14 protein-coding genes and 1 pseudogene are annotated in these 20,546 nt (G+C 37.1%); 12 read left to right on the top strand and 3 right to left on the bottom strand.

What is annotated here, in order from left to right; genetic code table 11:
* Positions 1-204: 204 nt before the first annotated feature.
* The 6 genes from RZN25_04900 to katG all read left to right on the top strand — a co-directional run bounded on the left by RZN25_04900 (position 205) and on the right by katG (position 9,460).
* Positions 205-1,020 (top strand): ABC transporter permease, encoded by an 816-nt coding sequence (locus tag RZN25_04900; protein ID MEQ6376160.1) that lies wholly within the window; start codon positions 205-207, stop codon positions 1,018-1,020.
* A gap of 33 nt (positions 1,021-1,053) precedes the next feature.
* Complete coding sequence (locus RZN25_04895; GenBank protein ID MEQ6376159.1) at positions 1,054-1,836, top strand: ABC transporter ATP-binding protein; 783 nt, start codon at positions 1,054-1,056, stop codon at positions 1,834-1,836.
* Between the two features lie 51 nt (positions 1,837-1,887).
* Complete coding sequence (locus tag RZN25_04890) at positions 1,888-3,003, top strand: ABC transporter substrate-binding protein (protein MEQ6376158.1); 1,116 nt, start codon at positions 1,888-1,890, stop codon at positions 3,001-3,003.
* Between the two features lie 562 nt (positions 3,004-3,565).
* The gene (locus RZN25_04885; GenBank protein MEQ6376157.1) at positions 3,566-3,997 is read left to right on the top strand and encodes a MarR family transcriptional regulator; all 432 of its coding nucleotides are present in this window, start codon (positions 3,566-3,568) and stop codon (positions 3,995-3,997) included.
* Positions 3,998-4,000: 3 nt separating this feature from the next.
* Complete coding sequence (locus RZN25_04880) at positions 4,001-6,436, top strand: hydrophobe/amphiphile efflux-3 (HAE3) family transporter (GenBank protein MEQ6376156.1); 2,436 nt, start codon at positions 4,001-4,003, stop codon at positions 6,434-6,436.
* 840 nt (positions 6,437-7,276) lie between these two features.
* Positions 7,277-9,460 (top strand): catalase/peroxidase HPI, encoded by a 2,184-nt coding sequence (katG, locus tag RZN25_04875; protein ID MEQ6376155.1) that lies wholly within the window; start codon positions 7,277-7,279, stop codon positions 9,458-9,460.
* 230 nt (positions 9,461-9,690) lie between these two features.
* Here katG and nspC read toward each other — a convergent pair whose 3' ends face one another.
* The 3 genes from nspC to mgtE all read right to left on the bottom strand — a co-directional run bounded on the left by nspC (position 9,691) and on the right by mgtE (position 14,184).
* Entirely contained in the window at positions 9,691-10,818 is a 1,128-nt protein-coding gene (nspC, locus tag RZN25_04870) for a carboxynorspermidine decarboxylase (protein MEQ6376154.1), read from the bottom strand.
* 1 nt (position 10,819) lies between these two features.
* On the bottom strand, positions 10,820-12,058 hold the full coding sequence (locus RZN25_04865) for a saccharopine dehydrogenase family protein (GenBank protein ID MEQ6376153.1): 1,239 nt from the start codon (positions 12,056-12,058) through the stop codon (positions 10,820-10,822).
* A 764-nt stretch (positions 12,059-12,822) separates the two neighbouring features.
* Positions 12,823-14,184 carry a magnesium transporter gene (gene mgtE / locus RZN25_04860; GenBank protein ID MEQ6376152.1) on the bottom strand — a complete coding sequence of 454 codons (1,362 nt, stop codon included), beginning with the start codon at positions 14,182-14,184 and terminating at the stop codon, positions 12,823-12,825.
* A 207-nt stretch (positions 14,185-14,391) separates the two neighbouring features.
* Between mgtE and RZN25_04855 the strand changes: the two genes are divergently transcribed.
* From RZN25_04855 to RZN25_04830, 6 genes and pseudogenes are all read left to right on the top strand, one after another.
* Complete coding sequence (locus RZN25_04855; protein MEQ6376151.1) at positions 14,392-15,225, top strand: undecaprenyl-diphosphate phosphatase; 834 nt, start codon at positions 14,392-14,394, stop codon at positions 15,223-15,225.
* Between the two features lie 28 nt (positions 15,226-15,253).
* The gene (locus RZN25_04850) at positions 15,254-16,963 is read left to right on the top strand and encodes a TRAP transporter permease (GenBank protein MEQ6376150.1); all 1,710 of its coding nucleotides are present in this window, start codon (positions 15,254-15,256) and stop codon (positions 16,961-16,963) included.
* 173 nt (positions 16,964-17,136) lie between these two features.
* Positions 17,137-17,955 carry a biotin/lipoate A/B protein ligase family protein gene (locus tag RZN25_04845; protein ID MEQ6376149.1) on the top strand — a complete coding sequence of 273 codons (819 nt, stop codon included), beginning with the start codon at positions 17,137-17,139 and terminating at the stop codon, positions 17,953-17,955.
* Between the two features lie 13 nt (positions 17,956-17,968).
* Positions 17,969-18,910 carry a lipoyl synthase gene (lipA, locus tag RZN25_04840; protein MEQ6376148.1) on the top strand — a complete coding sequence of 314 codons (942 nt, stop codon included), beginning with the start codon at positions 17,969-17,971 and terminating at the stop codon, positions 18,908-18,910.
* A gap of 587 nt (positions 18,911-19,497) precedes the next feature.
* Positions 19,498-20,187, top strand: coding sequence for an SIMPL domain-containing protein (locus RZN25_04835; GenBank protein MEQ6376147.1), 690 nt, complete (start codon positions 19,498-19,500; stop codon positions 20,185-20,187).
* 17 nt (positions 20,188-20,204) lie between these two features.
* Positions 20,205-20,324: pseudogene (locus RZN25_04830) on the top strand (LysM domain-containing protein).
* The last annotated feature ends 222 nt before the right edge of the window (positions 20,325-20,546 follow it).

Genomic DNA, 20,546 nt, shown 5'->3' with positions numbered 1-20,546 from the left:
TTATAAACTACTGGGGGACTTTTAAATGACTATCGTGCCCACTTTTAGATTACTATATACGGCAATGATGGATTGGTGTCAGTACCATCTGTGGACATTTGTGCATATGAGGTACCTGACACCAATTTAGAGAACAGAGCTCCTTTTTGCATGAACATTTTCTGGGCGAATGCATAGTATAACGGTGTGAGAGGTGGTGACAGCATGGATGAAGAGCATTTAAATGAATCTGCAATACAGGTGGAAAAAGAGGAATTTAAGAAAAGACAAAGAAACGATAAGGTCAAGCAACTGCTTACGATTTCATCTCCTATTTTGGTATTGATTCTTTGGGAGTTGTTATCAAGAACTGCGATTATTGATCCCAGATTTTTTCCGCCACCAACCAAAATATTAGCGACACTATACCACATGGGATTAAGTGGAGAATTATTTGCTCATATAGAGATCAGTTTAATTCGTATTTTTGCAGGCTTCTTACTTGGAGTAATCCCTGCCATATGTATTGGTTTACTTATGGGGATGTATTCTCCAATTAGGCATTTCTTTTCACCGCTTGTCATGGCTTTTATGCCGATACCGACACTAGCAATGCTACCGATTATTTTGATTATTTTCGGCATTGGAGAATTTTCAAAAATGGTAACTATTGCCATTAGTGTCTTTTTTCCAGTAGTCATTAATACTGCCGCCGGTGTTACCAATATTGACCGTATATATATAGATGTAGCCAAAAACTATGGGGCTAATGCAAAGGATTTCTTTTTCAAAATAGCCCTACCAGGAGCTCTTCCAGTAATGCTTGAAGGAATCCAAATGGGGCAGGCGATTGCGCTACTTACGATTGTAGCGGCTGAAATGATTGGAGCCAATTCGGGAATTGGTTACGTCATTTGGATGAATTACAAAGCTTTCCTACTTCCTGAAATGTATGTTGGCCTCGTGCTGATTTCATTTTTTGGTTATTTCTTTTCCCTTATTATTCGAGGATTACAAAGCAAGTTAATTCCTTGGAAGTAAGGAAACCCTAGGGGAAAGGAGTTGTTCTTTGTTTTGGATCAGACTACGAAAATCAAGATTGATCAATTAACAAAAATTTTTTATAAACGAAACGAGAGTGTGGAAGCACTGAAGAATATTTCTCTAGATATTAAAGACGGAGAATTTGTTTGCTTACTCGGTCCAAGTGGATGTGGAAAAACAACATTATTACGCATTCTTGCAGGTTTAGAAACACCGAGTACGGGTGAAATTGACATCCAACAATCCAATAAAAATAACCCATTACAATCCATGGTCTTCCAAGAACGGGGAGTTATCCCGTGGATGACCGTTGAAGATAACGTAGCCTTCGGATTAAAAATGCGACATCTTCCAAAAAAGGTCATTAAAGAACAAACACAGTATTATTTGAAGAAAGTTGGCTTAGAAAAGTTTGCGAAGTTATACCCAAAGGAGCTCTCAGGAGGAATGAAGCAACGCGTAAGTATTGCTAGAGCTTTTGCGAATGATCCTGAAATATTATTAATGGATGAACCTTTCGCTGCACTTGATGAGCAAAATAAATTTATTCTACAAGATGAATTATTAAGCATTTGGCAGGAAACGAAGAAAACCGTTCTTTTTATTACCCATAGTATTGATGAAGCAATGCTTTTAAGTGATCGTATTTTACTCATGAGCTCTCAGCCAGGTCAAATCGTTAAAGAAAAAGTAATCAATCTACCAAGACCTCGAAAAATAGAAGATGTTAGGTCCGATGAAAAAATGGCTCATGAATTCGTTGACATTTGGCAACATCTACAAAAAGAAGTACAGGGTTCACGAGCTAAATAGGCGTTAATCCTATTAAATATATTTTTTTAAAATGAAAGGGAGATTGAAACAATGAAAAATAATGTCATGAAGTGGGTTATGATTCCTTTTCTTATTCTGGTATTAGCACTTTCAGCTTGTAGTTCAGGAACAACTACGCAGGATGAAAATCCCGATCAAGATACAGGTTCCAACAATGGAAACTCCGGTTCAGATGAAGGCACATTAGCTCCTTTAAAGGAACCAGCTAAAGTTGTAATTGCTGAGGATGGTTCAGCTTCTGGTGCGGGTTTTTACATTGCTAAGGAAAAAGGATATTTTGATGATTACAACATAGAAGTAGAATTTGCAACTTTTGGAAACAGTGACGAAATGTTACCTGCAGTTGCCGCCGGAGAGGTTGATGTTGCAGGTGGAATTTCATCTGCGTCGTTCTTTAATTCTATTGCGCAGGGCATAGATGTACGCTTTATTGCAGATAAGGGTCACAACATCAAAGGAAACTCGTACTTCACGTTTGTTATTCGAAAGGATTTACAGGATGAGATAAAGAGCTATGAAGATTTTAAAGGCAAGAAAATTGCCGTATCCACTAAGAATGCAGTAGATGATTATATCTTCCAAAAGATGTTAGAACATGCAGGTTTAACTAGAGATGATGTTGAATTTGTTTTAATGTCGGACTTTGGGAATATGATGGCAGCACTTGGGAACAAGCAAGTTGATGCAGCCCTTCAAATTGAGCCATTAATTGCACAAGGAATTGCTAATGATATCCATGTTCGCTTTGGAGATGCAACTGACTATGCACCGAAAGCTCAGATCGCGATGGTTCTCGGTTCACCTAAATTCTTAGGTGAAAGAAGAGAGGTTGCTAAACGCTTTATGGCAGCATATCTAAAAGGAGTTCGAGACTATAACGATGCCTTTGTTAAGGAAACAGGAAACAAGGATGAAATTATAGACATTATGACAAAGCACACAGCAACAAAGGATCCGGAAGTATGGAAGAGTATTGGTGTTACCGGGCTAGATCCAAATGGGGCCATGTTTATCGAAGACATTAAGAACCAATACGAATTCTATAAAAAAAATGGAGCCATTTCCTCAGAGCTTAATTTCGATACAGTACTGGATACTTCTTTAGTTGATGAAGTAGTAGATATTATTGGGAAGTATGAAGAATAGAATCCAAGGGATCCCGCGGGGCATAGTGCCTCTGCGGGATTTTTTTTTTCAAGATAGGAGAAAGTATAAAATTTGTCTAGCTCCAGCGCCCTATCGACTAGAGACGGTTCCCTCCTCTCCATCGATAAGTCAACATCGATGAAGGAGGTTCGGTTAAAAACGCGACATCCAATTACTCGACCCACCGAAAACATTTGTCGCAACACCGAACTGACTTGCAGGATGCGAGCCCTCGTGAACCGTGTTTCCTATATCTCGGAGGATCGTAGGCTAAAACCGCCACATCGTGTGGCAACGCCTACGTGACCCACATCCTGTGGGCCTCACCGGCTTACGTCGATGATCAAGGGCGCTTGCGCTTTTCTTAATTGAGAAGGAATAAAAAGTGAATGCTAATTACAAAAAAGAACCATTTGTATCCAATATTTATATTTCATTTTAAACAGTTATAAAAAATTAACAGTTATAAAAATTAACAGTTATAAAAAGTAATAGTTTTTAAAGAAAATAGTTTTATTTTTAAACTAAAATATGATACTATAATTTACGGGAGGTATTTACTGTGTTTAATAAACCAATTGATTATGGAAAAATTGATTACCTTATTTCAGTTTTGATTAGAAGTCTTGGAAAGGAGACACAAGAAATTTTCGAGGAAAAAATAACCATTCCTCAATTTGCTGTACTTCAAACCATCTCAAAAGGAGGAAAATGTAACTTAAAGGATATAGTCAATGAATTGGGGACTACAACTGGGGCAGCTTCACTATTGATTGATAAGATGAATAAATTAGATTATGTCGTCAGAGAAAGAGATGAAGAAGACAGAAGGCTTATTTGGATTAGTTTCACAGAAAAAGGAAAAAAGTTATATGACCAAATCACACAAAAGAGAAATGAAATGTTGGAACATTATTTTAGTATGTGGACAGAAGAAGAAACACAGACGTTTATGAATTTACTTGACAAAGCAATATCTGAGAGAGGGGAATAATTCATGAGGTGGTTTTTTTCTGCGATTAGTAAATGGACAACGGAAAAATCACGACTATCTATAATCTTAATAATCTTAATGACAGTAATTATGGTTATTGGGGCAACTAAAATTGAGGTTAGAACAGGTCAAGATATGATGATTCCTTCAGATGACCCTGTTTTCCAAGATAATCTTCGTTTTCAGAAGGAATTTGGCGGTGAATCCATTTTTGTATTGTTGTCGGGAGACAAAGAAAAGATTATTTCATCACTTGATGAAATGAACGACATACAAAAAGAGTTAAATAATAATCCTTTAATTGGTTCTGTATTTAGCCCTGTTTCTGTGGTTGATTTGGCTGTTGATCAAGCGATCCAACAGAAAGAAGCATTTCAACAACAAATTAATCAGGCAGTTGAAGAAGCAATCAACCAAGCCGTTCAAGCAGCAAAAGAAAAAGGCGCTTCAGAAGATATGCAGGCAAAAGTGGCAGAAGAAACAAAATTACAGGTAATGCAACAGATAGAAGCCCAATACGGTTCTCAAATGAAGCAAATGGAAGAAATGGGAGAACCATCCCTAACAAACGAGGCTTTTGTCAAAACCGTTCTTTTTGATGAAAATGGTAATGTTCAAGAAATGGCGAATGATCTTTTACCACAAAATGGGGAACATGCGGTAATTGTTACAAAATTAGCTGGAAATTTATCGATTGATGATATGAACCAAGCTGTTAGTGATGTTGAAGATATATTTAAGGAAAAAGACATTAACGGATTGGAATCACTTGTATCAGGCACACCAAAACTAACGCAAGCCATACAAGATAGCATGACAAAAGATATGGCAGTTATGCTTGGTTTGTCAGTTGTCCTTATGATAATAATCTTATTAATTGTTTTTCCGGTTAAATGGCGCCTATTAACTTTACCGGTTGTACTTATTGGAATTGTATGGACATTTGGTTTAATGGGATATTTCGGGATTCCGCTAAGTATGGTAACAATGGCAATCCTTCCAATCTTAATAGGTCTTGGAGCGGACTTTGCAATTCAATTTCATAATAGATATGACGAAGAATTTACAAAAACAGGAAATGCTAAAGAATCTGTTATAACTTCAATTAAGCATATGGGACCAGCCGTAGGTATTGCTGTAGTTACGATGACAGCAGGGTTTATTACCTTATTAGTTTCCAAAGTTCCTATGATTCAAGATTTTGGTATTATGTTATCTATTGGTGTCTTTGTTATTTATACGCTTGAATTATTTTTAATGTTTTCTATCTTGAATATTCGTGACCGAAAACAAAAGCATTCTGTTAATAAGCAACATTCCAATAAGATTGAAAAAGCTCTTGGGTGGTTATCAAGAAAAGTTGTTGCTTATCCTTTAGTTGTTTTATTATTAGCAATAGGGTTATCGGTTGGTGGTTTTACGTTTGAAGATGATCTTAGAGTGGAAACAGACATTGAAAAACTGATGCCACAAGATTCACCAGCATTAATAGGTTTAAACGAAATTCGAGATACTATAGGTTCAACTATGGAAGTGAGTTTTATGGTTGAAGCTGAAGATGTAACAAAACAAGAAGTTCTTCAATGGATGGAAAACTTCGAAAAAAATAATCTTAATAAATACGATGCCTTTGAATCTTCAACAAGTATTGCATCAGCATTGAAGATGATGAATGATGGCCAATTACCTTCTAATAAAGATCAAATGAATCAGCTAATTGACTCTCTTCCAGAAGCAATGAAATCATCTATGATTACAAAAGATAAAAAAATGGCTTCCATTACCTTTAGTGTCAGAAATATGCCATTACAGCAACAAAAAGAATTAATAGAAGAGATTGAAAATGACATTCAGTCACCTGAGGGTGTAGAAGTAACTTCAACAGGTATGGTGGTTCTTGCAGTTAAAAGCATTAGCACTTTAACAGATAACCGCGACTTCACAACTTTCTTAGGAATTGGGGCAGTGTTTTTAAGTTTACTTGTCCTTTATCGTCGAATAAAATTAGCAGTGTATCCAATTGTACCTATCGTACTTGTCATTGGTTGGTCTTCAGCAATGATGTATTTCTTAGATGTCGCTATTAATCCTTTAACTGCCGTGCTGAGTGCATTGATTTTAGGTATAGGAACTGAATTTACGATACTTCTTATGGAAAGATATCAGGAAGAAAGGGGAAAAGGAATTGAATCTCAAGAAGCTATGATAACGGCTATGACTAAAATTGGGCGTGCCATTACAGCATCTGCTTTAACCGTTACTGGTGGATTTAGTACCCTTATCTTTTCTGACTTTGTCATGTTAAAAGCCTTTGGTATTACGACAGTGCTAGATACAATGTTTTGTTTACTTAGTACACTGTTAGTATTGCCTTCAATTATTATCCTTTTTGAAAAGAGATTGGGAACTAAAAGAACAAAAAATGCTCAAACCGAATGATTAAAAAAAGGGGCATCACAAAGTTATATTTTTAACTTTGTGATGCCCCTTTTTATGATAAAGTGTAATGAAAATTCCATATTCCATAGGTGAGGTAAGCTTAACTTATAGAAAATACAAAAATATTAGTGTTTGTGTAAAGAGTAATAAATATCCTTTCAAAATACAATTATCAGAAATAAATTTTTAAATAGTCGGATTAACCTCAAAATTCTTTTAAATTATTTTTCATTTTATTATAATAAGTATAGTCATAGACTCAATATTTAGCAGGGTAAGTAATCTACTAAAAAACCAACTTATCTTTTCTCAATTATAAAAATTTAATTGAAAATGATGGATGAAAGAACAAGCCCACTATTAGCACATTAACCAGGTTAATACATATTTCTGGATTATTCATAGAAACCTATCAATATTATCCCTCCATAACGGGGAGTAGAATGCCCACTGAGTAAAGTTTCACTTTACTCAAGTAATCAAGCAGACTTAAGTATGCACCAAATAAATGAAAACAACTGCGAAATAACAACTAGAAAGATTCTTATAATGACTATGCTACTGAATTAACCCTAAATCCCAATCGTTAGATTAAATTATCAAAGGATGGAAGTTCCCTTTCTTTTGACACCGATGAATTCATTTTTAAAGATTCGATAAAAAATTAGATTATAAGAAAATTTAGTTAAAACTTACAACAAAAAGACGAAATTCTTTCATTTCACTTCGTTTTCAATTATAATATAAACTAGATAATAATAATTATTATTTAGTTTATAATACAGGTGGAAATAGTATTAATATTTTCTACCTTATTTAATCATAGAAAGGGGAAAAAAAATGGACTCAAAAGAAACAACAAACGTCGAAGGATGTCCGGTACATCATGGAAGTGCAACAAGCACCAAATCAAGTGGAACGACTAATAAGGATTGGTGGCCGAATCTATTAAACTTAAGTATTCTACATCAACATGACAAAAAATCTAACCCTATGGGAGAAGCATTCGATTACCGAGAGGAATTCAAAAAATTAGATTACGATGCGCTTAAGCAGGATATTCGAAACCTAATGAAAGACAGTCAGGATTGGTGGCCAGCCGATTATGGACACTATGGACCGTTATTCATTCGTATGTCATGGCACGCAGCGGGTACATACCGTATAGGCGATGGCCGAGGAGGAGGAAATTCGGGTAATCAACGTTTTGCACCACTAAACAGCTGGCCAGACAATGTTAACCTTGATAAAGCTCGTCGGTTATTATGGCCAATTAAACAAAAGTACGGGAATGAAATTTCTTGGGCAGACCTACTAGTTTTAGCAGGAAATGTTGCAATAGAAGATATGGGAGGCCCGGTAATTGGTTTTGCAGCGGGACGCCCTGACATTTGGCACCCTGAAGAGGATGTTTATTGGGGACTTGAATCTGAATGGTTGGATGATAAACGATACTCAGGTGACCGTGATCTTGAAAATCCACTAGCAGCAGTGCAAATGGGCCTTATCTATGTAAATCCAGAAGGACCTAATGGTAAACCAGATCCTATTGCAAGTGCCCGCGACATTCGTGACACTTTTGGACGTATGGGAATGAACGATGAAGAAACAGTTGCATTAATTGCGGGTGGTCATACATTTGGCAAGGCACATGGAGCAGGTGATGCAGCTAAGCTTGGACCAGAACCAGAGGCTTCTCCAATTGAAGCGCAAGGATTAGGATGGGCTAGCTCGCATGGTACCGGCAAGGGTCGTGATACCATTACAAGTGGCATAGAAGGTGCTTGGACTCCTAAGCCTACAAATTGGGATATGGGATTTTTCGATATGTTGTTTGGAAATGAATGGTGGTTGACAAAGAGTCCTGCCGGAGCATGGCAGTGGGTAGCTGTTGATCCTGGCGAGGAGCAACTAGCACCTGATGCGGAAGATTCGTCTGTAAAAGTTCAAACTGTAATGTTCACCTCAGATCTAGCTTTACGCCATGACCCAGAATATGAAAAAATTGCTCGTCGTTTCCACAAGAATCCAGATGAATTTGCTGATGCATTTGCCCGCGCATGGTTTAAGCTATTGCATCGTGATATGGGTCCTAAATCTAGATATTTAGGTCCAGAAGTGCCAGAACAAGATTTCATTTGGCAAGATCCTATTCCGACAGTGGATTATGAATTATCTGAGGAAGAAATTGAAAAAATTAAGGTATTAATTCTAGACTCTGGTTTAACCATAAGCGAACTTGTTTATACTGCTTGGTCTTCTGCTAGTACTTTTCGCGGATCAGACTTCAGAGGTGGTGCTAATGGGGCACGTATCCGTCTAGCCCCACAAAAGGGTTGGGAAGTGAACCAACCTGAACAGCTTACTAAAGTCCTTAGTATCTTAGAAGGCATTCAAAGTCATCTAGATAAAAAAGTTAGTCTTGCAGATTTGATTGTTCTCGGCGGGAGTGCTGCAGTAGAGAAGGCTGCACGTGAAGCAGGATTCGATGTAACTGTTCCTTTCTCACCAGGACGTGGCGATGCAACAGAAGAGCAAACTGATCCAGAAAGCTTTGACGTGCTAGAACCATATGCTGATGGTTTCCGTAACTATCAAAAGCAGCAATACAGAGTTAGCCCTGCAGAATTACTAGTTGACAAGGCGCAACTTTTGGGCCTTACTGCTCCGGAAATGACGGTTCTGGTTGGAGGAATGCGGGTATTAGGTACGAACTATGGTGGTACGCAACATGGTGTATTTACTAACCGTGTAGGAACTCTAACTAATGACTTCTTTGTTAACCTACTTGATATGGGAATTGTGTGGGAACCAACCGAAGAAGGAGTACTTTACGGACGTGATCGAAAAACAGGAGAAGTAGTACGAACTGCAACTAGAGTGGATCTTGTATTCGGTTCAAACTCACAACTACGTGCCATTGCAGAAGTGTATGCACAAGATGATAACAAAGAGAAGTTTGTGCAAGACTTTATAAATGCCTGGGTTAAGGTAATGAATGCCGATCGTTTTGATTTAAAATAAACATATAGATAAAAAGTAAAAATAAGAAAAGGAGACCGTCATTTATGACGGTCTCCTTTTCAATTTCGCAATACCCATATTGGTAACAAAAGAAAAGATGTTGGAAATAAGTCGTCATATTATTTAGGATTTATACTCTATTTATACAGAGGATTTGGAAGAAAGATAAAATAAACAGAAAGAATTTAAAACACCCTGCCTAATCTTGGCAGGGTGTTCAATCATTAATATTATGCTAAGCGCATTTTAAAGTCCTGGTAACCAAATTCACGAACAACTTCACAGTTACCCTCTTTATCCTGAATTGCAATAGCTGGAAGAGGCATACCGTTAAACGTTGTGTTTTTCACCATCGTGTAGATAGCCATATCCCCAAAAACTAAACGATCACCATACTTCAGTGGCTGATCGAAGGAATAGTCCCCAATAAAATCACCAGCAAGGCAGGTTTGTCCACCAAGTCGATAAGTATATGCTTTCTCTCCTACTTCCCCAGAACCTAACAAAGGAGGTCTATAAGGCATTTCCAGTACGTCAGGCATATGACAAGAGGCAGAGGTGTCAAGAATAGCAATATCCATTCCATTTTTCATGGTGTCTAAAACAGTAGTTACAAGATAACCTGCATTAAGAGCAACAGCTTCTCCTGGCTCGAGATATACTTCTAGTCCATATTTATCTTGCATTCTTTTTATACAGGATTCAAGTAAAGGAATATCATAATCCTCTCTCGTGATATGATGTCCTCCGCCAAAGTTGATCCATTCCATTTGGGAAAGGTAAGGACCAAACTTTTCTTCTACTGCTTTTAAGGTAGTATCTAAATCATCAGCGTTTTGTTGGCAAAGAGTATGAAAATGAAGCCCTGAAATCCCCTCTAATTGTTCTGGAAGGAAATTTTCAATTGTCACACCAAATCTCGAACCTGGTGCACACGGATCATAAATGGCATGACCTATTTGAGTAGATCTTTCAGGGTTAATGCGCAATCCTATTTTCTTTCCAGCTTGAAGAGCTTTGTCCTTAAACTTTTCTATTTGTGAAAAGGAATTAAAAATAATATGATCACAAATCGAAATAATCTCATCAATTTCATCTTCACGGTAGGCTGGTGCAAAGACATGATTTTCTTTACCCATTTCCTCATATCCTAGACGAGCTTCATATAAACCACTGGCTGTTGTACCGCTCAAATATTTTCCAATCAATGGATACATTGTAAACATGGAAAATGCTTTTTGGGCCAATACAATCTTACATCCTGTTCGCTCCATGACGCTATTCAGGATTTTAAGATTTTTCTCTAATAGATTTTCGTCTACTACATAACAGGGGGTTGGAAGTTCTTTAAAATTCATGTTAAAAAACAGACTCCGTATTTGGTTTTTTTTCAGGGGTTTCAGACACCAACTCTGGATTAAAGTCTTCTTTCCAAGGTAGTCCCCACTTATTTAAAGCTTCCATAAATGGATCTGGATCGAATTCTTCAATATTATAAACTCCTGGCTTATTCCATTTTCCAGTCATCAGCATCATGGCGCCGATCATCGCTGGTATGCCTGTGGTATAGGCAACTGCCTGTGAACCAACTTCTCTATAACATTCTTGATGATCACATACATTGTAAACATAATAAGTTTTGTCTTTTCCATCTTTTTTTCCTTGAAAAATACATCCGATATTTGTTTTACCAACTGTTCTAGGGCCAAGAGATGATGGGTCTGGTAATAGAGCTTTCAAGAATTGAAGGGGAACGATTTGTTTTCCTTCAAATTCAACAGGCTCTATAGAAGTCATCCCAACATTTTCAAGACACTTCAGGTGTGTGAGATAGCTTTGTCCAAAGGTCATGAAAAAACGGATGCGTTTAAGACCTGGAATGTTTTGAGTAAGGGACTCAAGCTCTTCATGATAAAGTAGGTACATATCTCTTTCCCCAACCTCAGGGAAATCATATACTCGCTTGATTTCCATAGGTTCAGTTTCCACCCAATTTCCTTCTTCCCAGTATCTTCCGTTTGCAGAAACTTCACGGATATTGATTTCGGGATTAAAGTTTGTAGCGAAAGGATATCCATGATCCCCTGCGTTACAGTCCAATATATCAATATATTCAATTTCATCGAAATGATGTTTAAGAGCATGTGCAGAGAACACACCAGTTACTCCTGGATCGAAGCCACTTCCAAGTAGTGCTGTAATTCCAGCCTTTTCAAAGCGTTCACGATAGTCCCATTGCCATCTGTATTCAAACTTTGCCGTATCTTCTGGTTCATAATTTGCAGTATCTAAGTAATTTGTCTTTGTTGCTAAGCAAGCATCCATAATTGTTAGATCTTGATACGGTAAAGCAAGATTCATGACAACATCGGGTTTTACTTCTTCAATTAATGCAATTAGCTCGTCCACATGATTAGCATTAACTTGAGCGGTGGTAATTTTAGTCTTCCCACCATCTAACTTTGCTTTTAAATCATCACATTTCGACTTTGTACGACTTGCGATGCAAATCTCTTCAAAAACATCACTGTTCTGAACACATTTGTGGATGGCTACCTGAGCCACGCCTCCACAACCGATAATAAGTGCTTTTCCCATTCTTCTATCTCCTTCATTATGGATTTGGAATTCCGTTGACGTCGAACTCCGAGACGTCACTTTTGGTCAAAATCCTTCTAACACTGTATAACACAAAAAAGCAAGTGTAAAACGCTTATCTGCGTATCAACACTTGCTTCTGATATCATCATTAAAAAGCATAACAAGACCATGGTATGTAACAAAGTGTAAAACTTATACAACAAACATACTTACATGGAGGAGGCTTTTAGATATGATAAAATATCATGCTAGGATCAGAGTCTATATAGCAAATAATTTACTTTTACTACTCTTATTGACCGTTTCACAAGTTGATGTGCAGATTATGCACTGGTTGTAAAGTAACCAACTTATAAAATTTGAGCTTTTAACTCAATCAATAAGGCAACTAAGTTGCCAAAATCGGCATTTGACCCGGCTGTCCGTATGGCCTTAACTCTCTTTTGGGAGTGGTCAAAATTATCTGCTGGAAAGACCCATGTGATTAGCCTTCCATTTAATGCTCCTCAATATTATCAGTATATATTTCAAATTGCAATAATAAAATTATGATTATTATAGGAAATCGACAGACCATGTCGGTTTTTATCATATTTCCCTGGAAATAATTAAAAATGAATAAGAAAAGCGCAAGCGCCCCTCGAAACAAGAAAAGCACTTGTTTCTGCGAAGTAGCTCTCAGTAGCTTCATGCTGAATAAATTCTAATACTATAAAAAAGAACAGGGCAAACTTCCGTTCTTCTAGTTTCGATTTTGACTTTTAAAGTAATTTTGATAAAAAAGTTGTAGCAATTCCAAAGTATATTAATAAGGAAAGAATATCATTAATTGTTGTAATAAATGGGCCAGAAGCAACAGCTGGATCTACATTTAACTTGTATAGGATTAGCGGGATTATTGTACCTGCCAGTGTTCCAATGATAAGAGTTAAGAGCAGCGAACTTCCTACCACTAAGCCCAAGGTAAGACTGTTTTGCCATACTAATGCAATAATCGCAATCATAATGCTACAGGTTATACCAATGATGATACCCACCCAAAGTTCTCGAGAAATTAACTTCATAACTTGTTTGTAGTCTAGGTCCTCTGATACTAGTCCTCTTACTACAACAGCTAGTGATTGTGTACCTGTGTTTCCTGTCATACCCGCAATCATTGGCATGAAGAAAGTAAGTGCAATTACTTGATCCAAAGTATTTGAAAAACTATCTATTATACTTCCAGAAACAAGTCCAATAAAAAGCAGTAGTATAAGCCATGGGAGACGCCGGTATGCTGCAACTAGGGGCTTTGTGTTAAAATCAATTGCTTTACCAGATGCAGATAATTTTTCTATGTCTTCATTAGCTTCTTGAATGACAACATCGATAATATCATCGACTGTGATAACTCCAACTAGTGTTTGATCTTCTTCAATAACTGGTATAGATACAAAGTCATATCGACTAATCAGTTTGGCTACTTCTTCTTGGTCTGTATAGACATCAACTTTTACTATACGGCTATACATAATATCTTCGATTTTTTCATGTAGGTCACCTAGAAGTAAATCTTTGTAAGAGACTACTCCGACTAGTTTTTTCTCTTGATCTATCACATACAAATAATTCAAATACTCGGCAAGCTCTGCAAAATGCTTAAGCTTATCCACGGCCTCTCTAACGGTATATGATTGAGGAATCCAAACATAACGGTTCGTCATCATTCGTCCGGCAGATTCTGTTGGGTAGTTCATAAGATTTTGGACGACCTCAGATTCCTCTTTATTCATCTCGGATAGCAGTTCTTCGATCTTTTCGGGATCTAAATCCGTAAGTAGTGTAGCAAGGTCATCATTCTCCATTAAATCTAAAACTTTTGTGGACTTTTCAACGCCTAATTTATGTATAACCTCTAGTTGATCCTCTTTTTCTAATTCTTGTATAAACTCTGCTAATTCATCTGTAGTTAAATATAGAAGGAATTTATTTCGATGCTTATTTGGAATGGATAAATATTGCTGAGCGATATCATATGGCTGTAGCTCCTCTATAATTTCTTGAAAGGCTTTCTTTTTCCCGTCTTTCAATGATTGGATTAAGACTAATGAAATTTCATTTTCTGTCATTTCTAAAGTGTTCATAGACTTCCCTCATTTCTAAACAAAATAACTATGTAATAGTATTCCCCTTCTATTATAATTTGAAAAGAGTTTTTCTGATATTAGGTTTTGTGAAATAGTATCAATTTTTAGTGTACACTACTCTTGAAATCGGTATAATGAATTGATATGAAAATAACTAATAGAGAAGTAATGGAAACAATTAGTTATAAAGGAGAACTGGGGAAAATGGATCTTTCATTATGGAAAGCAATAATACTGGGACTTGTGGAAGGTCTAACAGAATTTGCTCCTGTATCTTCCACAGGTCATATGATTATTGTGGATGATATGTGGCTACAATCCGAGGACTTTTTAACAAAGTATGTTGCAAATACCTTTAAAGTTGTTATTCAGCTAGGATCTATTTTAGCGGTAGTAATTATATTTTGGGGTCGCTTTATGGATTTGTTAGGAATCGGAAAAAAGAAAGAGGAAAACGCTGAGCCTAGATTAAAACTCTCTCAAGTCATTGTCGGACTTCTGCCAGCTGGTATCCTAGGTGTTTTGTTTGAAGATGTGATAGATGAGTATCTTTTTTCTACAACAACCGTTTTAATAGGACTAGTAATTGGCGCTATTTTGATGTTAATAGCTGATAAAATCTCAAAAGGTCACCAAAAGATACAGACTGTTGATCAAATTAGTTATAAACAAGCATTTACGATTGGTTTGTTTCAATGTTTTGCTTTATGGCCAGGATTTTCAAGGTCGGGATCAACTATTTCTGGTGGTGTCATTTTAGGGATGAGCCATAGAGCAGCGGCGGATTTTACGTTTATTATGGCAGTGCCTATCATGTTTGGGGCAAGCGCCCTCTCTTTGTTTAAAAATTGGGAGTATTTTTCAATGGATGCCTTGCCGTTTTTTATAGCAGGTTTCATTAGTTCCTTTATATTTGCACTCCTTTCTATAAGGTTTTTCCTAAAGCTTATTAATAAAATCAAATTAGCTCCTTTTGCTATATACAGGATCCTTCTTGCATTAATCATCGGTTTTTTTAGCAAGTGTTCCTTGGTATGATTGGGTCCTGGTTATTCTATCTATTATTGTGACTGGCTATTGGCCAGTATACTATGATACCATTGTTCAACAAATTGGAGGAATCACTGAGGCACAATTGCTAATTGGGGGCATTGCTATACTTCTTGTTCTTGAAGCCGCAAGAAGAGCTGTAGGTCTGCCGATAACCATTATAGCGATTTTGTTCCTGCTCTATGCATACTATGGACCATATATGCCAGGAACGTTGGCACATAGGGGCTTAAGTTTAAACCAAATTGTGAATACGATGTTCTTTACAACAGAAGGTATTCTGGGAACACCTTTGCAAGTATCTTCTACTTACATTTTCTTATTCCTATTATTTGGTGCTTTTCTTGTCCAAACTGGAATTGGCGCTTACTTTAATGATTTGGCTATTGCTATAGCTGGAAAACGAGTAGGTGGACCTGCAAAAGTAGCTATCTTCTCCAGTGCACTAAATGGAACGATATCTGGTAGCTCTGTTGCAAATACAGTAACAACGGGCTCATATACTATTCCTATGATGAAAAAGCTAGGCTACAAGCGAAACTTTGCAGGAGCTGTTGAAGCTGCTTCTTCTACAGGAGGGCAAATAATGCCACCAATTATGGGTGCTGCTGCCTTCTTAATGATAGAATTTGCTGGGGTTGGATACTGGGAGATTGCTAAAGCAGCAACCATTCCTGCTTTACTTTATTTTGCAGGAATTTGGATTATGACACACCTTGAAGCTAAAAGATTAGGGCTTCATGGATTATCAGAAGAGGAAATCCCAGATAGGAAAGAAACTTTCAAAAAAATCTATTTATTGCTTCCTATATTCGTGATCATTTATTTCTTGTTTGAAGGATTTAGTATTGAAAGAACGGCAATTTACGGCATATTGATTACAATCCTGGTGAGCTTATTTAGAAAAGATACCAACATGTTTATCGTGGACAATAAATTCTCTCTAACTAAACTTCTTCATGGATTAACAGGAGGAGCAAGATCCGCATTAGGAGTTGCTGCTGCAACTGCATGTGCAGGTATTATCGTTGGAGTAGTTACCAAGACGGGGCTTGGTTTAAAATTAGGAAATAGCTTAGTTGACTTTGCACATGCTATTACAAATTCTCCAACGGGACTATTATTTTTAACCTTATTCTTTACCATGATTACTTCTATAATCCTTGGAATGGGGTCACCGACTACAGCGAACTACATCATTACATCAACCATTGCTTTACCGGCAATATTGGCGCTAAATACTGAATTCCAATTTGCAATCCCAATCTTAGCTGCACATATGTTTGTGTTCTATTTTGGAATCGTTGCGGATATCACTCCTCCTGTAGCACTTGCGGCTTTTGCTGCAACTGCTATTTCGGGTGGAGAACCGATTAGAACAGGATTGAATGCTTCAAAATTGGCTATTGCAGCCTATATTATTCCTTATATGTTTGTATTAAGTCCAGAACTATTGATGATTGATGTAACAGCAAGTGGAGTTATTTTCCTCTTATTTACGGCCATACTCGGTATGATAGCTATAGGAGCTGGAATGATTGGTTACTGGTACCGGAAATTAAATTGGGTAGAGAGAATCATTACAATCATTACGGGTTTAATGCTTATTTACCCTGAGGGGAATTCTGATTTAATTGGAATTGGAGCGTTTGCAATTCTATTTGTTCTACAGATTCTATCTCAAAAGAAAAAAGAATCAGGAGTGCAAAAAGAAGCAACTGAATAAAACGGATGTAAAACAGAAAAGATGTATACTAATAAGCTCGCCTATAGAAGGCGAGCTTATTAAAGTGCTTAAAAGAAGCAGGTTGGTTGATTAATCGTTGGTTTTAGTATACCCTAAGCAGGGTAATTTAAGATAATTAGTTGAAATTTTGAGGAGATAGAAAGAGGAGTAGAATGGATCAAACATGGATATATTTAAATACAGGTAAAGGTACACCAACTTTTAATATGGCATTGGATGAAATGTTGCTTACATGGCATAGTAGAGGAGAAATTCCACCTGCTATTCGCTTTTATCAATGGGATCCTGCAACTTTATCTATCGGATATTTTCAAAAAATTAAAGATAAGATTGACTTAGATGCAGTAAGAGAAAAGGGCCTAGGTTTTGTTAGAAGATTAACAGGGGGTCGTGCAGTTTTACATGATCAAGAGCTTACATATAGTGTAGTAGTTGCAGAACAGGGGCAAGATATGCCAAGATCAGTAATAGAGGCTTATCGTGTTCTTTCCCAAGGAATACTTGAGGGTTATAAGGAGATCGGAATTGAAGCTGAATTTTCAATTCCACAGGAGAAACTGAATCAAACCGGTTCAGCTGTCTGTTTCGAAGAACCTTCATGGTACGAATTGGTGATCGGAGGAAGAAAGGCTGCAGGAAGTGCACAAACTCGTCAAAAAGGAGTCATTCTACAGCATGGTTCCATTCCCATCGAGTTTGATGACGAAAAACTTTTTGATTTGTTTATTTATCCTAATGATAAAATCAAAGAACGGTCTCGAAGAGCATTCAAGGAGAAAGCCGTTGCTATCCAAGAGGTGGTTGATCACCCAATTTCTATAGAGGATGTAGAAAAGGCTTTTAAAAAGGGTTTTGAGAAAGGGTTACATATAAACTTAGAGCCTTATACACTATCCTCTAAGCAATTGGAGGAAGTAAGGGACCTTGAAGAAAAGAAATTTGGAAATGATGAATGGACCTATTATCGATAAGTGAGGGATGAGAATGGCAAAAAGAGAAGAACATGTACGCAAACCAGAATGGTTAAAAATTAAGATTAATGCAAACCAATCCTACCATAATTTAAAGAAGATTATGAGGGAACGGGGATTAAATACTGTCTGTGAGGAAGCAAAGTGTCCCAACTTACATGAATGTTGGAGTGAAAGAAAAACAGCTACTTTCATGATTCTAGGGGATACATGCACTAGAGGATGCCGTTTCTGTGCAGTAAAAACAGGTCTTCCGAATGAACTTGATCGTCAAGAGCCAGAGAAGGTTGCTGAATCAGTAGAATTAATGGGACTTAAACATGTGGTCGTGACTGCAGTAGCGAGGGATGATTTGAAAGATGGAGGAGCCTTCATTTTTGCTGAGACCATTCGTGCCATCCATAAAAGAATGCCAGGTACTACAGTGGAGGTACTCCCATCAGATATGGCGGGTGACTATGAGAGCTTACGTACTCTTTTAGGTGCAGGGCCTGATATTTTCAACCATAATATTGAGACAGTTCGACGTTTGACACCAACTGTTCGTTCTAAAGCCACATATGACCGCTCATTAGAATTGTTAAAGAGAGTAAAAGAGGTTGCTCCAAACCTTCCTACTAAATCTAGCCTAATGGTCGGCTTAGGCGAGACAAAAGAAGAGATTTTACAAGCCATGGATGATTTATTGGCTCATGATGTAGATATTATGACTATTGGGCAGTATCTACAGCCTACCAAGAAGCATTTAAAAGTAGAAAGATATTATCATCCTGATGAGTTCAAGGAGCTTCAAGAGATTGCTCTTGAAAAAGGCTTTAAGCACTGTGAATCTGGTCCTCTCGTGCGTTCCTCTTATCATGCAGACGAACAGGTCAATGAAACCTCTTTACAACGAAGAATCAAGTATATGAAAGGCTATGAGGAAACAACTCAACAAAAATTAAATCATTTATAGTTTGAAAAAGATCCCGATTTGTAGGGATCTTTTTTTAACAGATAGGAAAGTATAAAACTTTCCTATCTGCATAAGTGCAACTAAGGCATTCGCCACAAAGGCTTGGCGAATGCCAAGTTTTCTAATAAGATAAAGGATAAAAATTGTCTAGATCCAGCGAAAAAGCTTCATCGAATAAACTTCGAAGCTTTTGCCCCGAGTACGGAAAGCTACTTAGAGCTACTTCGCAGAAACAAGTGATTTTCTTGTTTCGAAGGACGCTTGCGCTTTTCTTATGGATTTGGAAGAGAAAACATATTGTGAGGAAGCTTCAAAATAGTAACCATAAGGCAGATGAAACACATTGCGAGATAGTGAAGACCCAAAGTAGTAATCACTAGTTGAACAATAGCCAAACACACTTTCAAAAAGGATAATAATTGAAGGCAATACTAACAGTGTACTAATTAAATAAAACATTGTATCTAACACTGTCTGACATAGTAAATTAACTATATATTTTTCCGTGGATAATGACAATTCTTCTATAAGGACCATTTTATGGGTGGATGCATACGATAGACCAAAAGAAAAAAGGAAGTGATAACGTGTATCCATATCAGAATTATTATCAAAGCTACCCTAGTAACCAAAGGTCCTATCCACGTCCAAATAGGAATCAACAGGATCAAACTATAAAAGTTATAGGAAAGGGTGCACTTTCAATACCGCCAGATCTTGTAATCATAACACTTGGAGTCGAAACAACAAATAGGAATGTGGAAGAGGCGCAACAACAGAATTCGATGAGAATGAATAGGATGTTGGAATCTTTAAAAAGCATGGGTATCACAGAAGAACATATTGAAACCATCCTATATAATATGGAACCTATCTATGAGTTTTTAGAGGGGAAAAGAGAGTTTAAGGGTTATAGATTCACCCATCTTGTTGAAATTAAGATAAAAGAAACAACCAGAGCAGGGGAAATAATTGATGCAGCAACGAAGAGTGGGGCAAATAGAGTCAATGATATTCGTTTCGAAGTTTCAGAGCCTTCTAAATATTATCGAGAAGCCTTACAACAAGCCACCATCGATGCTACAGATAAAGCCCAGGCTATAGCTTCCTCTTATAGAGTTACACTTCAAACTACCCCAATATGGATAGAAGAAAAAGAACCAGATCTTGTGAGGCCTTTTTATCAATCTATGGCTGTTAAAGAAACAACCCCTATTCAAGAGGGGAAGGTGACTATTTCGGCAGCTGTTCAAGCATTGTATTCCTATGATTATTAGGAAAGGAGAGGGCACAAATGATTCATACAGTAAAAGCGGGTGAAACGCTCTCTTCTATTGCAGAAGATTATCTTCAATCTATTATTCAGGCAAATCCTCAAATCAACCCAAATATTATTTATGTTGGACAAAGAATTACAGATTTTCCAAACGAGAAAGCCCACTCCTTGATAAGAGTGAGGTCAAATACGGAGTACCACATGTTAAACCGATGGTTTGTGGTGCTTTAAGTATATGAAGATTTCATTTTTTTATACATTTGTTTCATTTTGTTTGACGTTTTCAGGCAAGACTTGATCTATTGCATTATTTATTTGATAAATCCCCACATATGTATCCATATTGTTTCACCCAACTTC

The organism is Bacillaceae bacterium S4-13-56, from assembly GCA_040191315.1.
GTDB lineage: Bacteria > Bacillota > Bacilli > Bacillales > JAWJLM01 > JAWJLM01.
The sequence above is the reverse complement of the archived record's forward strand: the minus strand, read 5'-3'. Positions and strand labels throughout refer to the sequence as shown.

Bases quoted from the DNA above. Each gene is read 5' to 3' on its own strand.
- RZN25_04900 (MEQ6376160.1), top strand. From the start codon at position 205: ATGGATGAAGAGCATTTAAATGAATCTGCAATACAGGTGGAAAAAGAG.
- RZN25_04890 (MEQ6376158.1), top strand. From the start codon at position 1,888: ATGAAAAATAATGTCATGAAGTGGGTTATGATTCCTTTTCTTATTCTG.
- katG (MEQ6376155.1), top strand. From the start codon at position 7,277: ATGGACTCAAAAGAAACAACAAACGTCGAAGGATGTCCGGTACATCAT.
- mgtE (MEQ6376152.1), bottom strand. From the start codon at position 14,184: ATGAACACTTTAGAAATGACAGAAAATGAAATTTCATTAGTCTTAATC.
- nspC (MEQ6376154.1), bottom strand. From the start codon at position 10,818: ATGAATTTTAAAGAACTTCCAACCCCCTGTTATGTAGTAGACGAAAAT.
- RZN25_04865 (MEQ6376153.1), bottom strand. From the start codon at position 12,058: ATGGGAAAAGCACTTATTATCGGTTGTGGAGGCGTGGCTCAGGTAGCC.
- RZN25_04845 (MEQ6376149.1), top strand. From the start codon at position 17,137: ATGGATCAAACATGGATATATTTAAATACAGGTAAAGGTACACCAACT.
- RZN25_04855 (MEQ6376151.1), top strand. From the start codon at position 14,392: ATGGATCTTTCATTATGGAAAGCAATAATACTGGGACTTGTGGAAGGT.
- lipA (MEQ6376148.1), top strand. From the start codon at position 17,969: ATGGCAAAAAGAGAAGAACATGTACGCAAACCAGAATGGTTAAAAATT.
- RZN25_04880 (MEQ6376156.1), top strand. From the start codon at position 4,001: ATGAGGTGGTTTTTTTCTGCGATTAGTAAATGGACAACGGAAAAATCA.